Below are 14,672 nucleotides of genomic sequence, written 5' to 3' on the forward strand. Positions count from 1 at the left end.
CGCGGCCGTCGCGCTGACCTGACCGAGCCGGGGCTCGGCATTCGAGGGTCACTCCTCCGGGTGGTTCCGGGTGCGATCAGTGTCGGACACGGGTAGCCGCATGAACATGGACCGAACAGCGGTGGACCGCCTCTACGACTGCGACCTGCTCGACCGCCACGGTGAACGCGTGGGCACCGTGGCGGAGCTCTGGATGGACGGCGGGCGTCCCTTGTGGGCGACCGTGCGTACCGACCACGCCACCAAGCTCGTGCCCATCCGCGGAGCTCAGGTGCGGGACCGGCGGGTCGTGGTGCCGGTCGACAAGCGGGAGATCGAGGACGCCCCTCCGGTGGGACCCGAGGTGTCCGAAGTGGACCACGCCCGCCTGCACGACCACTACGGGTTGAGCGCGCCCCAGCAGCGGCTGGTGCGGCGTGCCCGGCCCGGTGGAGCGCCTAGTGGAGCAGCCAACCCGCCATCAGACCGGGCGACGCGGCGAGCACGCTGAACCTCGCGAACCTGCCCACCATGCCCGTGGTGATGAACAGCCACGAGGACATGCCCGCCAGGCCCGCGAGCACCGTGGTGAACATGAACGGCGGCAAGCCGACCACCGAGCTGACCGCGTGCGTGCCGAACATCCAATGGGGATGGCGGTGGCACCGGTCCCTGATGCTGTCCAGGCGCGCCTTCCACTTCTCGCGGCGCGGGGACGGTTGTTTCGACTTCGGCCTGCGGTGCATGAACGCCGGCAGGTGCAGCGAACCCCTCGCGGCCAGGAAGTAGAACATCTTCCCCAGGACCTGGCCCACGGCGACCGCCAGCCCGATCCACCACCACGAGATGTGGGGCTGCTGCGTGACGAGGCCGATGACGAAGACCTCGATGCTGATGAGGGGGATGATCGCCGACCCGAACGCCACGCCGAACGTCAGGCCGAGCCACCCCAGCAGTGCCCACACCCGTTCGAGGCTAGCAACCCCTCACGACTCCAGCAGTAGGGTCAACCCCCCGGAAACCCTTATTTCGCGCAACGGTCGCCCTCCGGCGTCCAGGGTGCGCACGGTGCCGTCGGCGGGCCAGTCCGCTTTGGCGTAGAAAGCCGTGGAGGCGCGGTCGGCTTCCGGGATCCACGCGATACCGCGCGTGTTCCCCTTGTCACGCAGGGTCTTCGCGGCGGTGGCCAGCAGGCGCCCGCCGTGTCCCCTTCTGCCCCAACGGGGTTCCACGAGGATGCTGACCAGGGCGGTGGTGGCGGCGTCGTCGGGCAGGCTGCCGTCGGCCCGGGCGACCTCCTCCTCCGGCGCGGTGCCGGACACGCAGTAGCCGACCAGCCAGGCGCCCTCGGTGGCGACCAGCACCTGGTTCTCCTCCACCGCTTCGGCCCAGGCCTGGGTGGTGTCGCCCAGGCTGCCCAGGACCTCGTCGGGCAGGAGGCTGCGGTAGGCGGTGCGCCAGGTCTCGCGGTGGATGCGGGCGATCTCTCGGACGTCGTCGGGCGTCGCTGCCCGCACTGCGGCGTCGGCCATGCGAGAACCCTAGTGGCCGAAACCCGCGTGAACCGGACGGGTGTCCCGTGAAAGCGTGCGGACATGCGTTGGGCAGCACTGGGTGTCGTGTACGTCGTGTGGGGGTCTACGTACCTGGCCATCAAGTTCAGCATCGAGACCATGCCGCCGCTGTTGTCGGGAGGGTTGCGGTTCCTGGTGGCGGGGGTGGTGCTGGCGCTGGTGGTGGGGCGTCGGATGCGGATGACGTGGCGGCAGGTCGGCACCGGGGTGTTGTTGGGGCTCTTGCTGCCGGCTTGGGGCAACGGGTTGGTGGTGTTGGCGGAGCAGACCGTGGCCTCGGGGTTGGCGGCGCTGCTGGTGGCGTCGGTGCCGTTGTACGTGGTGCTCATGCGGCGGGTGGGCGGTGAAAGGCCGCCGGCGGTGACGTACGTGGGCGTGGTCGTCGGGCTGGTCGGGCTTGGTGTGCTGCTGCTGCACGACGTGGGCGGGTCGTCGTGGTGGGGGCCTTGGTTGGTGTTGTTGGCCGCGTTCGGGTGGGCGTTGGGGTCCTACTTGAGCGGGCGGTTGCCGGTGCCGTCGAACCCGTTCGCGTTGTCCGCCGTGGAGATGATCGCGGGCGGGGTGGCGTTGACCGTGGTCGGGCTGGTGTCCGGTGAGCGGTTGGACGTGGCCGCGGTGTCGACGACGTCGTGGCTGGGCTGGGGTTACCTGGTGGTGTTCGGGTCGCTGTTGGCGTTCAGCTCGTACGTGTACGTGCTGGGGCAGTTGCCGGTGTCGACGGTGGCCACCTACGCGTACGTGAACCCGGTGATCGCGGTGCTGCTCGGGGTGTGGTTGGCCGACGAGCGGTTCGGGGCGTTCCAGCTGGTGGGCGGTCTGCTGGTGGTGGTCGCCGTGGTGCTTGTCGTGCGGGCCGAGCGGAAGTGTCGTACCCCCGTGGGAACATCCGACCCGTGCAGAAGATGAGTGCGGACGTCGCCCGCCGGATCGCGTTGGGCGCCCAGGGCTTCGCCGACCCGCGGCCGGCGTCGCCGCCCACGCGGCGGCACCTCCAGCGGGTGCTGTCGCGCGTCCAGCTGATCCAGCTCGACTCGGTCAACGTCGCCGTGCGCGCCCACTACATGCCCGTGTTCAGCCGGCTCGGGGCGTACACACCGTCGCTGGTCGACGAGGCGGCCTGGTCCCACAGCACGCGCAAGCCGCGCATGCTCGTGGAGTACTGGGCGCACGAGGCGAGCCTGGTGCCCGTCGAGGACTGGCCGCTGTTCCACTCCGGTGCCAAGCGGCCCGGGTGGTGGCTCAACTACACCTCGGTCGCCGAGCGCGACCCCGGCCTGGTGGAGGACATCCTGGCCGTGGTCAAGGAACTCGGTCCGCTGGGCGCGGGCGCGATCGAGAAGGCCCTGGCGAACGGCGGGCCGCGGCGCAAGGACCACTGGGGGTGGAACTGGTCGGAGGTCAAGAAGATCTGCGAGTACCTGTTCGGGATCGGCCAGCTGACCACCGGGACACGGCGCGGTTTCGAGCGCCTGTACGACCTGACAGAGCGCGTGCTGCCGCCGGAGGTGCTGTCCCGCCGCGTCACCCCGGAGGAGGGCGCACGCGAGCTGGTGGCGCGGGCGGCCACGGCGATGGGCGTCGCCACCGAACCCGACCTGCGCGACTACTACCGCCTGGCCCCGGCACGCAGCCGGCAGGCCGTGCAGGAGCTGGTCGAGGAGGGCGTGCTGGAGCCGGTGCAGGTCCAGGGCTGGACAGCCACGGGCTACCGCCACACATCGGCCCGCGTGCCCCGCACGGTGAGCGGCAGGGCCCTGCTGTGCCCGTTCGACCCGCTGATCTGGGAACGCGACCGGACCGAACGGATCTTCGGCTTCTACTACCGCATCGAGATCTACGTGCCGGCGGCCAAGCGGGTGCACGGGTACTACGTGTTCCCGTTCCTGCTGGACGGCCACTTGGTGGGCCGCGTCGACCTCAAGGCCGATCGACAGGCCGGCGTGCTGCGCGTGCAGGCGGCGTACTCCGAGTCCACCGCGGACATCGGCCGGGTGGCGGTGGAACTGGCCGCCGAACTGCGCCACATGGCCGACTGGCTGGAACTGGACAAGGTGGCGGTGACCCCGCGCGGCGACCTGGCACCCACGCTGAAGGCGGTGGTGCGGTGAGGCATCGGTAGGTCGTTCGAGCGTTTCCCCTCCGAGAACCGCGGCGCGCGCACCGGGGGTACGCACGCCGCGGTCGGCATCAGGTGGTCGCGGTGGTCACCAGGGCGTTGCCGTTGCCCGTTCGGCCGGTGATCACCAGTGGGGCGGTCTCCGCCGGCGGGGTGGTGGAGACCTCCAGTTCGCTGCGGGCGGTGCCGGCGGTGGACAGGAGGTCCACTTCCGCCGTCACGCCCGGGCGGACGCCGACGCGGACGTGGCCCGAGCCCGTGCCCAGTTGGATGCGGCCGGCGGCGGCGTCGGCGATGGTGACGTCGCCGCTGCCGGTGCGCACCTGCACGTCGTTCTCCACCGCGCCCAGCCACACGTGGCCGGTGCCGCTGTAGAGCACGGTGTTGCCGGCGACCGAGGACACCTCGATGTCGCCGCTGCCGGTCTTGGCCCGCAGTCCGGCCGGCATCGGGCCTAGGCGCAGCTTGCCCGACCCCGAGTCGACCTGGGACGACCCGTCCGCCCGGTCCGCGGTGACGTCACCGGTGCCGGTCCGGATCTCCAGGCGGCCGGCCGCGCCCGTGACGGTCACGTCCGCCGCGCCGGACTTGGCGATCACGTGCGACCCGACCGGCGCCCGCACGGTCACGCCCAGCGGCACCGCGCGCAGCGGCAGCGCCTTGGACGACTGCACCTTCAGCCGCTGCCCGGTCAGCTCGATCCGGGCGTCCCGCACGGCGTCGGTGGGCACCGCGGCCCCCGCCCCGCTCGCGCCGAACTGGTCGTTGACCCAGCTCAGCAGGCCGGTCAGGCCCGCGGTCCACGAGTCGCCCGGCGTGCTCTCGTGCCGGACCTCGACGTGCACCCCCGGTTCGTCCACCAGGTGCACCCGCACGCGACCGGCGATGAGGGCGATGTCGATCTCCACCACGCCCTCGACGTCGAAGCTCTGCTGTCGCACGACTTCCGACTCCACGACGTCCCCCTCAGCCCTGCACCCAGCCACGCACCCGGGACCCCTTGGTGTCGTCCTTGGGCGGCTGGTGCTTGTCGTGCCAGTTCTTGTGGTGCCCGCGCCGCCCGCCGACCGCGCCCTGCACGGCCTGCGCGACGAACGTGTTCAACGACATCCCCTGAGCCGCCGCGGCCTGCTCGGCCTTGGACTTCAGCTCGTCCAGCAGCCGGAGGGTGATGCGCGTGGCGTCACCGGCGGTCGGACGGGGAACTTCCTGCGGCTCCGGTTCGTGGTCTTCCCGGGCGGAAGACGCGCCGGTGACGACCACCTGGACGTCCCGGCCGTCCAACCGGACCTGCACGACGGGACCGTCCAGCGCGACGGTCACCTCCGCGGCCAGGTCGGACAGGGCGTTCATGAGGGCCAGCCGAGCGGCCGGCTCCAGCGCGGCGGACAACACGGCCGCGGTGCGCCGGGTGTCGTCGTCCCCGGCGGAGGCGGCCGTCGCGAGGTCCTCACGCAGTTGCGCGATGTACGGCGACAGATCCATGACACCACTGTGCCGCCGCATGTGACACCAGTCAAGGAAGACCTGACATCACGACGACACCACAACGGTGTCCGTGACACTCGGTAGTCGTCCGAAACCCGCACGGCCTGCTCCATCCGGCATAGTTCGGAGCCAAGAGCGACCCTGGGTTAGGGTTCCCGGCATGGCTGAGACGGTGTCGCCGAAGGTGCAGTTGATCGCGAAGACGGAGTTCTTCCCCCCGGCGGACGTCCCGTGGTCCACCGACGCCGACGGCGGTGAGGCGCTGGCCGAGTTCGCCGGGCGCGCGTGCTACCAGTCGTGGACCAAGCCGAACCCCGCGACGGCCACCAACGCCGGCTACATCAAGCACATCATCGAGGTCGGCCACCTGTCCGTGCTGGAGCACGGCAGCGTCAGCTTCTACTTCACCGGCCTGTCCCGGTCGCTCACCCACGAGCTGATCCGGCACCGCCACTTCAGCTACTCGCAGCTGTCCCAGCGGTACGTGCCCGAGCGCAACGCCGCGATGGTCGAGCCGGACGTCATCGCCGCCGACCCCGAGCTGCACGAGCTGTTCCTCAAGGCCACCCAGGCCAGCGTGGACGCCTACACCGAGCTGCTCAAGGGCCTGGAGAAGAAGTTCTCCGACGTCCCCAGCGCCACCCTGCGCCGCAAGCAGGCCCGCCAGGCCGCCCGCGCGGTGCTGCCCAACGCCACCGAGACGCGCATCGTCGTGACCGGCAACTACCGGGCGTGGCGGCACTTCATCGCCATGCGGGCCACCGAGCACGCCGACGTGGAGATCCGCGCCCTGGCCGTGGAGTGCCTGCGGCAGTTGCAGAAGGCGGCGGCCAACGTGTTCGCCGACTTCACCATCTCGACGCTGTCCGACGGCACCGAGGTCGCCTCCAGCCCGCTGGTCACCGAGGGCTGACGTGAAGCGGCTGATCGTCGACGTCCAGCCGGGGGAGTACACGGTCGCGCGGCTGCCCGCCGACGCGGCCGTCCCGCCCGGCCTGCTCGACCACGCCGGCCTGGTGTCGGTGACCCGCACGCCGGACGAGCTGTCCATCGTGTGCCCGAGCGAGCACGCGCCCGACAGCGGCGACGTGCAGGCCCAGTGGCGGCTGCTGACCGTGCGCGGGCCGCTGGAGTTCACGCTGACCGGCATCATGGCGGCGCTGTCGGGCGAGCTGGCGGCGGCGGGCGTGAGCCTGTTCGCGCTGTCCACCTACGACACCGACCACCTGCTGGTGAAGTCCGCCGACCTGGGCCGCGCCACCCAGGCCCTGCGCAACTCCGGCCACGAGGTCCACCTGCCGACCTGAGCACCGCGGCAGGAAGTCACGAATCCGTGAAACCGGGCGGGCCGAACGGCGGTCTGAAGTAGCGTTCGGCCGTTCCAGGCTTCGAGGAGTTGGCGCAACGGTGACAGGTCCCCAGGGTGTGAGCGCCCAACCACGCGTGATCGCGGGCAGGTACACCCTGCTCGGCGAGCTGGGCCGCGGCGGCATGGGCGTGGTGTGGCGCGCGCAGGACAACGTGATCGGCCGCCAGGTCGCGATCAAGGAGCTGCACCTGCCCGACGGCATCGCGGCCGAGGAGCGGCGGGTGCTGGAGGAGCGGGTGCTGCGCGAGGCGCGCACCGCGGGCCGGCTCAACGACCCCGCCGTGGTCACCGTGTTCGACGTGGTCGCCGAGAACGGCATGACCTACATCGTCATGGAGCTGGTCGAGGCGGCCACGCTGTCCACGATCATCGCCCAGTCCGGCCCGATGCCGCAGGACCGGGTGATCTCCATCGCCCTCCAGGCCCTGTCCGCCCTGGAGACCGCGCACAAGGCCGGGATCGTGCACCGGGACGTCAAGCCCGGCAACCTCATGGTCGGGCCCAACGGCCGGGTCAAGCTCACCGACTTCGGCATCGCCCAGGCGATGGACGACCCGCGCCTGACCACCAGCGGCAGCCTCATCGGCTCGCCCGCCTACATGTCGCCCGAGCGCATCCACGGCCACGAGGCCTCGCCCGCCTCCGACCTGTGGGCGCTGGGCGCGACGCTCTGCTACGCCGTCGAGGGACTCAACCCCTACGAGCGCTCGTCCACCGCGTCCACGCTGCACGCGATCATGAACGAGATGCCCCGCCTGACCAGGGCGCACGGCGCCCTCGGCGCGGTGATCACGGGCCTGCTCATGCCCGACCCGAACGCCCGCCTCACCGGCCCGCAGGCCCGCGCCATGCTCGACCGCGCGGTCGCCCAGCCGACGCCGCCGACCGGGTTCGCCGGCCCCGGCGGCCCCACCATGCAGTACCAGCCGCCGACCATCCCGCCGCAGCGCAAGCCGTGGGTGAAGCCGCTGCTCACCGCCGTCGCGGCGGTCGGCGCGGTGGCGTTCCTGGTCCTCGGCGTCATGGTGGACCGCTGGTTGTTCACCGACAAGCCGCCCGCCGCGATGGCCGAGACGATCACCTTCGGCAACGGCGGCACGCTGCCCGAGTTCAAGCTCAACGCGGGCTACTGCGGTGACAACTTCCTCGCCCCCTCGGTGCGGGTGAACAGCGCCGAGTGCGACGACGCGCACAGCATCGAGGTGTACTGGGAGGGCGGACCGTTCGGCAGCACCGACAAGACCGCCTACCCGGGCGACGAGTGGCTGCGCAAGTACGCCGAGAACTTCTGCACGCTGGTCTTCAAGTCCGACCGCGTCCCGCTGGACGGCAAGGACACCAAGCTGCGCTACGCCGCGATCGTGCCGACCCAGGCGGAGTGGAAGGAGAGCTACTCCTCCTCCAAGGGGTCGCGCGAGGTGTTCTGCGTGCTGTGGGACAAGGACCGGACCGAGCTGAGCGAGCAGGTGCACGCCAAGAAGTAGGGTGGAGCGCATGGGCGTCGCACAGGACGAACGCAAGCTGCTCTGCGACCTGTTCCTCGAAGTCGGACCGGACGCACCCACCCTGTGCGACCCGTGGCGCTCCCGCGACCTGGCCGCCCACCTCGTGCTGCGCGAACGCCGGCCCGACGCGGCCCTGGGCATCCTGGCCAAACCCCTGGCCACGCACACCCAGAAGGTCCAGGACGCCTACGCCGCCAAGCCGTGGGACGAGCTGGTGGACCTGGTGCGCAACGGGCCGCCCGTCTGGTCCCCGTACGTCCTGCTCGACGAGCCCCTCAACTCGATCGAGTACTTCGTGCACCACGAGGACGTGCGGCGCGCGGCCGACGACTGGACGCCCCGCTCGCCCGATCCGCGTCGGGACGCCGCCCTGTGGAAGGGGCTGCGCCGGGCCGCGAAGCTGACCTACCGCAACAGCCCGGTCGGCGTCGTCCTGCGCCGCCCCGACGGCGAGGCGGTGACCGCGAAAGCCGGCCCCAACCCCGTGATCCTGACCGGTCAGGTCTCGGAACTGCTGGTGCACGCCTTCGGGCGCAGCCGCGCGGAGGTCTCCTACGACGGCGACCGGGACGCCGTCACGGCCGTGAAGAGCCTCGACCGGGGCCTGTAAGCCCAGCCCAAAGGGGGTTGCGGGCACCGCAGGCGGTAGCGTTTGGGCCATGACCGGATGTCCGACCGCCTCACCCGGCCGACCTTTCGGCCGCGTGCTCACCGCTATGGTCACGCCGTTCGACGCCTCGGGGGCGCTCGACCTGGACAAGGCGCAGGAGCTGGCGAAACACCTGGTCGACCTGGGCAACGACGGTCTGGTCGTCAACGGCACCACGGGCGAGAGCCCCACCACCACCGACGCCGAGAAGGCGGACCTCATCCGGGCCGTGGTCCAGGCCGTGGGCGACCGCGCCACCGTGGTCAGCGGCGCCGGCACCTACGACACCGCGCACAGCGTCCACCTCGCGCGGAACGCGTGCGACGCCGGCGCGCACGGCCTGCTGGTGGTCACCCCGTACTACTCGCGTCCCCCGCAGGCGGGCGTGGAAGCGCACTTCAAGGCGGTCGCGGACGCCACCGACCTGCCGGTGATGCTCTACGACATCCCGCCGCGCGCGGTCACGCCGATCGAGGTGGACACGCTCCTGCGGCTGGCCGAGCACCCGCGGATCCTGGCCGTCAAGGACGCCAAGGGCGACCTCCTGGCGGGCAGCAAGGTCATCGCGGCCACCGACCTGGCCTACTACTCCGGCGACGACCCGCTGAACCTGCCGTGGCTGTCCGTGGGCGCGGTCGGGTTCGTCAGCGTCGTCTCGCACATCGCGGCCGACCGCCTGCGCGCCATGCTCGACGCGTTCGAGTCCGGCGACGTGGTCGGGGCCCGGACGATCCACCAGGAACTGCTGCCGCTGCTGCGGCCGTTCACCCGCATGCCCGGCGTCACCTACGCCAAGACCGCTCTGCGTCTGAAGGGCCTGGACGTGGGTAACCCACGTCTGCCCCTGGTACCCGCATCCACCGAGGACATCGAGGCCGTCTCCGCTGTCACGGCCGAACTGGGAGTCAACGCGTGATCAACCCGACGTCACCCCCGCCCGCCCTGCCCGACGGAGGTCTGCGCGTCGTCGCCCTGGGCGGCATCGGCGAGGTCGGCCGCAACATGACCGTGTTCGAGCACGCCGGCCGGCTGCTCGTCGTGGACTGCGGCGTGCTGTTCCCGGAGGACGACCAGCCCGGCGTGGACCTGATCCTGCCGGACTTCCGCGCCATCGAGGACCGCCTGGAGGACATCGACGCCCTGGTCCTGACCCACGGTCACGAGGACCACATCGGCGCGGTGCCGTTCCTGCTCAAGCTGCGCCCGGACCTGCCGGTCGTGGGTTCGCGGTTCACCCTGGCCCTGCTGGCGGCGAAGTGCCGCGAGCACCGGCAGACGCCGCAGTTGGTGGAGATCACCGACGGCGAGCGCCGCACGTTCGGGCCGTTCGAGCTGGAGTTCTTCGCGGTCAACCACTCCATCCCGGACGCGGTCGCGGTCGCCATCCGCACCTCGGCGGGCCTGGTCCTGCACACCGGCGACATCAAGCTGGACCAGCTGCCGCTGGACGGCCGCCTGACCGACCTGGCCGGTTTCTCGCGGCTGGGCGACGAGGGCGTGGACCTGTTCCTGGTCGACTCCACCAACGCCGAGGTGCCCGGGTTCGTGGCGCCGGAGCGGGAGATCGGGCCGGTGCTGGAGAACGTCATCCGCAAGGCCAAGCAACGCGTGATCGTGGCCTGCTTCGCCTCCCACGTGCACCGGGTGCAGCAGGTCCTGGACGTGGCCGTGCAGTACGGCCGCCGGGTCGCCTTCGTGGGGCGGTCGATGGTCCGCAACATGGGCATCGCGTCCGAGCTGGGCTACCTGAACGTGCCGGACGGGCTGTTCGTGGACCTCCACGAGGCGATGGACATGCCCGAGGACCAGGTCCTGTTCGTGTCCACGGGCTCCCAGGGCGAACCGCTCTCGGCCCTGTCCCGCATGGCGCGCGGCGAGCACCGCCAGATCTCGATCAAGGCGGGCGACACCATCGTGCTGGCGTCGTCGCTGATCCCCGGCAACGAGAACGCCGTGTTCAACGTGGTCAACGGCCTGTCCAGGCTTGGTGCGACGGTCGTCCACCAGGGCAACGCGAAGGTGCACGTGTCCGGCCACTCGCCCGCGGGCGAACTGCTGTTCCTGTACAACGCGGTCCGGCCGTCCAACGTCATGCCGGTGCACGGCGAATGGCGCCACTTGCGCGCCAACGCGGCCCTGGCCGTGGCGACGGGCGTGTCCCCGGACCACGTGGTCATCGCGGAGGACGGCGTGGTCGTGGACATGGTCGACGGCAGCGCGTCGATCACCGGCCGCGTGGAGGTCGGACACGTCTACGTGGACGGCCTGTCCGTGGGCGACGTCGGCGAGTCCACCCTGTCGGACCGCTTGGTGCTGGGCGAGGGCGGCTTCATCGCGATCACCGTGGCGGTGGACTCCAACACCGGCCGCGCGGTGGCCCCACCGACCGTGTCCGGGCGCGGTTTCTCCGACGACCCGAAGGCACTGGACCAGGCGATCTCGTTGGTGGAGATGGAACTCTCGCGCACGGAGGCGGAGGGCATCACCGACTCCCACCGCATCGCCCAGGCCGTGCGCCGAGTGGTGGGCCGCTGGGTCGCCGAAACCTACCGCCGCCGCCCGATGATCGTGCCGACGATCATCCCGGTGTGACCAACCACGTGCCGCGCGGCGAAAACTGGCCGCGCGGCACGTGGTTCTACCGGCTCAAGCCGCCTCGGGCCGCCAAGGGCTGCTACCCGTGGTGGGCCGGGTCGGGTCGTGGAACTTCGGCAAGTCGAGTTCGTCGGCGCGCAACGGCACCAATCCGGCCGTGATCGACCGCATGATCCGCTCGTGCGCCCGCCGCGCGTCGCCGGGACGGCCGTCGCGCAGGTCCGACAGGTCGACGGGCGCGCCGAAGTGCACCTTGAACGTCGGACGCCGCCGCAGCCCGCGCACGTACGAAGTCAGGTACGGCTTGAAGTCGTCCCAGCCGGAAACCTTTGTGTTGCCCCAATAAACGGCCTCGTGCGCGCCCCACTGGCTGACCGGGACCACGGGCACCCCGCCGCTCAACGCCAGCCGCGCCGCGCCGGTCTTCCCGCGCTCGGGCCACAGGCCGGGGTCCAAGCTGATCTTGCCCTCCGGGTACACCGCGATCGGATCACCCCCGCGCCGCAACACTTCCACCGTCCGGTGGTAGGCCTCGCCGACGGTGGCGGACGCCCGGTCCACCCGCAGGTGGCCGGAAGCCTTCAGGGCCGGCCCCATGATCGGGGCGTCGAGCAACCCTCCCGCCAGCAGGAACCGCGGGTGCACGCCGAGTTGGTGGCACGCGGCGATGAGCACGAACGGGTCGAGGTTGCCGATGTGGTTGGACGCGAGCAGCAGGGGACGGCCCTTGAGGTCCGCCGGGATGTCGCCGGTGACTTGCAGCCGTCCGCTGAGACCTACGAACCCTCGGTCGATGGTCGTCAACACGCGCCACAGCAGTGGTGTGGACACAGCGGGGAAGGCTACGGCGTGTCGAGGTGTGGCCGTAACCGATTCCGGGCAACTATGGACGACGAGCAGCGCATGTCACGTCTTGGCGTGACCGTTGGGGCACGTGGGACCAAAGCGACTAACGTGAGAAATTATGGCTGGCCGAACCGGAACGTCTCGTGGCAAGGGCACGCCCCGAAGAGGCGGGGCCAAGCCTCGGTCGAGCACGTCCAAAGCCCGTCCGGCCGCACGCAAACCCGCCCGCAGGTCGGGTTCCCCCGGATCGGTCGGCAAGGCCTGGGGCCTGCTGGGACGCGGTGTCGGCAGCGTGGTCCGCGCGGTCGGTCGCGGCAAGGACCTGGACCCGGAGCACCGCCGTGACGGCCTCGGCCTGCTCTTGATCGCGCTGGCCGTGATCACCGGCGCCGGCGTGTGGTGGCAGGCCGGTGGTCCGGTCGGGCAGTGGGTGGACGTCGCCGTGCGCAGCTCGGTCGGCGCGCCCGCGATGATCGTGCCCCTGGTGCTGCTCGCGGTCGGCGTGACGCTCATGCGCACCGACCCCAAGCCCGAGGCCCGGCCCCGCCTGGTGATCGGCGGCATCCTGGTCGCGGTCGGCTTCCTCGGCATGTTCCACCTCGTCGGCGGACTGCCCACCGACCCGATCGAGCGGCGCGGCGCCGGCGGAGCCCTCGGCTACCTCGCAGGCGGGTTCCTCGCGCAGGGGCTCACCCCGTGGGTCGCGGGTCCGCTGCTCGTCCTGATCTTCGTCTACGGCGTGCTGGTCGTGGCGCACCTGCCGATCCGCGAGGTGCCCGCCAAGCTCGGCTCCCTGCTCGGTGGCCGCAAGACCGACGACCAGCTGGAGGGGTTCGGCCGCGAGGAGGAGCAGCCGGCGGAGGAGGAGCCCAAGCCGGCCCGGCTGCGCCGCCCGTCCCGCCGCCGCCAGGCCGCCGTCCCCGACGAGCAGCCCGAGCTGCCCCTGGACGCGGAGGCCGAGGAGGAGCCGCCCCCGCCACCGCCGCGCCCGGCCCCCAAGCCCAAGCCCAAGGCCGAGCCGGAGAAGCCGCAGCCGACGATGGCCGTGCGAGCGGTCGAGGGCGACTACAAGCTGCCGCCGCCCACCATCCTCAAGGACGGCGACGCCCCCAAGGCCCGCAGCAAGGCCAACGACCAGATGATCGAGGCGATCACCGGCGTCCTCGACCAGTTCTCCATCGACGCCCAGGTCACCGGCTTCACCCGCGGCCCGACGGTGACCCGCTACGAGGTCGAGCTGGGTCCCGGCGTGAAGGTCGAGAAGATCACCGCGCTGACCAAGAACATCGCCTACGCCGTCGCCACCGACAACGTCCGCCTGCTCGCGCCCATCCCGGGCAAGTCCGCGGTGGGCATCGAGGTGCCCAACAGCGACCGCGAGATGGTGCGCCTGGGCGACGTCCTGCGCTCGCCGAGCACGGTCAAGGACAACCACCCGATGGTGATCGGGCTGGGCAAGGACATCGAGGGCCACTTCGTCACCGCGAACCTGACCAAGATGCCGCACCTGCTGGTCGCCGGCTCCACCGGTTCGGGCAAGTCGAGCTTCGTGAACTCGATGCTGGTGTCCCTGCTCGCGCGCGCCACGCCGGACGAGGTCCGGATGATCCTGATCGACCCGAAGATGGTCGAGCTGACGCCGTACGAGGGCATCCCGCACCTGATCACGCCCATCATCACCCAGCCGAAGAAGGCCGCCGCGGCGCTGGCCTGGCTGGTGGAGGAGATGGAGCAGCGCTACCAGGACATGCAGGTCAACCGGGTGCGCCACATCGACGACTTCAACCGCAAGGTGCGCTCCGGCGAGATCGCCGCGCCGCCGGGCAGCGAGCGCGTGTACCGGCCGTACCCGTACATCATGGCGATCGTCGACGAGCTGGCCGACCTGATGATGACCGCGCCGCGCGACGTCGAGGACGCGATCGTCCGGATCACGCAGAAGGCGCGCGCGGCGGGCATCCACCTGGTGCTGGCGACGCAGCGGCCGTCGGTGGACGTCGTCACCGGCCTGATCAAGACCAACGTGCCGTCGCGGCTGGCGTTCGCCACGTCGTCGCTGACCGACTCGCGGGTCATCCTCGACCAGCCGGGCGCGGAGAAGCTGATCGGCATGGGCGACGGGCTCTACCTGCCGATGGGCGCGTCGAAGCCGGTGCGCGTCCAGGGCGCGTTCGTCGGCGACGAGGAGATCGCCGAGATCGTCAACTTCACCAAGCTCCAGGCGCAGCCCGAGTACACCGACGGGGTGACCGCGGCCAAGGCGGGCGAGAAGAAGGAGATCGACGCCGACATCGGCGACGACCTCGAACTGCTGTTGCAGGCGGCGGAGCTGATCGTCACCTCGCAGTTCGGCTCGACGTCGATGCTCCAGCGCAAGCTGCGGGTCGGGTTCGCGAAGGCGGGCCGGTTGATGGACCTGCTGGAGACGCGCGGCGTGGTCGGTCCCTCCGAGGGCTCCAAGGCCCGGGAGGTGCTGATCAAGCCGGACGAGCTGGACTCGGTGGTGTACCTGATCAAGGGCGGGCCGGCCCCCGACGAGGACTGACCCGCC

The 14,672-nt window shown here is 71.1% G+C and carries 15 protein-coding genes; 10 read left to right on the forward strand and 5 right to left on the reverse strand.

What is annotated here, in order from left to right; all coding sequences use genetic code 11:
- The first annotated feature begins 106 nt into the window (after positions 1 to 106).
- Complete coding sequence (locus WBN91_RS13120) at positions 107 to 490, forward strand: PRC-barrel domain-containing protein (protein WP_337725719.1); 384 nt, start codon at positions 107 to 109, stop codon at positions 488 to 490.
- On the opposite strand, the gene WBN91_RS13125 is transcribed toward WBN91_RS13120, so the two are convergent.
- Together WBN91_RS13125 and WBN91_RS13130 are read right to left on the reverse strand one after the other, a co-directional pair.
- Positions 438 to 935, reverse strand: coding sequence for a hypothetical protein (locus tag WBN91_RS13125; RefSeq protein WP_337725764.1), 498 nt, complete (start codon positions 933 to 935; stop codon positions 438 to 440). The two genes, WBN91_RS13120 and WBN91_RS13125, sit on opposite strands and share 53 nt — an antisense overlap.
- Before the next feature lie 30 nt (positions 936 to 965).
- The gene (locus WBN91_RS13130; protein WP_337725720.1) at positions 966 to 1,511 is read right to left on the reverse strand and encodes a GNAT family N-acetyltransferase; all 546 of its coding nucleotides are present in this window, start codon (positions 1,509 to 1,511) and stop codon (positions 966 to 968) included.
- 63 nt (positions 1,512 to 1,574) lie between these two features.
- Between WBN91_RS13130 and WBN91_RS13135 the strand changes: the two genes are divergently transcribed.
- On the forward strand, positions 1,575 to 2,459 hold the full coding sequence (locus WBN91_RS13135) for an EamA family transporter (RefSeq protein ID WP_337725722.1): 885 nt from the start codon (positions 1,575 to 1,577) through the stop codon (positions 2,457 to 2,459).
- Entirely contained in the window at positions 2,456 to 3,661 is a 1,206-nt protein-coding gene (locus WBN91_RS13140; protein WP_337725765.1) for a winged helix-turn-helix domain-containing protein, read from the forward strand. Before WBN91_RS13135 ends, WBN91_RS13140 begins: the two co-directional genes overlap by 4 nt.
- A gap of 79 nt (positions 3,662 to 3,740) precedes the next feature.
- On the opposite strand, the gene WBN91_RS13145 is transcribed toward WBN91_RS13140, so the two are convergent.
- Together WBN91_RS13145 and WBN91_RS13150 are read right to left on the reverse strand one after the other, a co-directional pair.
- On the reverse strand, positions 3,741 to 4,625 hold the full coding sequence (locus WBN91_RS13145) for a DUF4097 family beta strand repeat-containing protein (protein ID WP_337725723.1): 885 nt from the start codon (positions 4,623 to 4,625) through the stop codon (positions 3,741 to 3,743).
- A gap of 10 nt (positions 4,626 to 4,635) precedes the next feature.
- Positions 4,636 to 5,154: a toxin-antitoxin system HicB family antitoxin gene (locus WBN91_RS13150; protein WP_337725724.1), complete on the reverse strand. Its 519-nt coding sequence runs from the start codon at positions 5,152 to 5,154 to the stop codon at positions 4,636 to 4,638.
- A gap of 163 nt (positions 5,155 to 5,317) precedes the next feature.
- Here WBN91_RS13150 and thyX point away from each other — a divergent pair, with 163 nt between their 5' ends.
- The 6 genes from thyX (at position 5,318) to WBN91_RS13180 (ending at position 11,272) form a co-directional block, all read left to right on the forward strand.
- Positions 5,318 to 6,070: an FAD-dependent thymidylate synthase gene (thyX, locus tag WBN91_RS13155; RefSeq protein WP_337725725.1), complete on the forward strand. Its 753-nt coding sequence runs from the start codon at positions 5,318 to 5,320 to the stop codon at positions 6,068 to 6,070.
- A 1-nt stretch (position 6,071) separates the two neighbouring features.
- Positions 6,072 to 6,464: an ACT domain-containing protein gene (locus WBN91_RS13160; RefSeq protein WP_337725727.1), complete on the forward strand. Its 393-nt coding sequence runs from the start codon at positions 6,072 to 6,074 to the stop codon at positions 6,462 to 6,464.
- A 100-nt stretch (positions 6,465 to 6,564) separates the two neighbouring features.
- Positions 6,565 to 8,010: a serine/threonine-protein kinase gene (locus tag WBN91_RS13165; protein ID WP_337725728.1), complete on the forward strand. Its 1,446-nt coding sequence runs from the start codon at positions 6,565 to 6,567 to the stop codon at positions 8,008 to 8,010.
- 10 nt (positions 8,011 to 8,020) lie between these two features.
- Positions 8,021 to 8,641: a TIGR03085 family metal-binding protein gene (locus WBN91_RS13170; RefSeq protein ID WP_337725729.1), complete on the forward strand. Its 621-nt coding sequence runs from the start codon at positions 8,021 to 8,023 to the stop codon at positions 8,639 to 8,641.
- A gap of 49 nt (positions 8,642 to 8,690) precedes the next feature.
- Positions 8,691 to 9,596 carry a 4-hydroxy-tetrahydrodipicolinate synthase gene (dapA, locus tag WBN91_RS13175; protein WP_337725730.1) on the forward strand — a complete coding sequence of 302 codons (906 nt, stop codon included), beginning with the start codon at positions 8,691 to 8,693 and terminating at the stop codon, positions 9,594 to 9,596.
- Positions 9,593 to 11,272, forward strand: a complete 1,680-nt coding sequence (locus WBN91_RS13180) for a ribonuclease J (RefSeq protein WP_337725731.1) — start codon at positions 9,593 to 9,595, stop codon at positions 11,270 to 11,272. Before dapA ends, WBN91_RS13180 begins: the two co-directional genes overlap by 4 nt.
- A 54-nt stretch (positions 11,273 to 11,326) precedes the next feature.
- Here the strand turns inward: WBN91_RS13180 and WBN91_RS13185 are convergent, their stop codons facing one another.
- Positions 11,327 to 12,106 (reverse strand): lysophospholipid acyltransferase family protein, encoded by a 780-nt coding sequence (locus WBN91_RS13185; protein ID WP_337725732.1) that lies wholly within the window; start codon positions 12,104 to 12,106, stop codon positions 11,327 to 11,329.
- A gap of 133 nt (positions 12,107 to 12,239) precedes the next feature.
- On the opposite strand from WBN91_RS13185, the gene WBN91_RS13190 reads away from it, so the two are divergent.
- Positions 12,240 to 14,666, forward strand: a complete 2,427-nt coding sequence (locus WBN91_RS13190; RefSeq protein WP_337725733.1) for a DNA translocase FtsK — start codon at positions 12,240 to 12,242, stop codon at positions 14,664 to 14,666.
- Positions 14,667 to 14,672 lie beyond the last annotated feature (6 nt).

This window comes from Saccharothrix sp. CCNWYY140 (genome assembly GCF_037401995.1).
GTDB lineage: Bacteria > Actinomycetota > Actinomycetes > Mycobacteriales > Pseudonocardiaceae > Actinosynnema.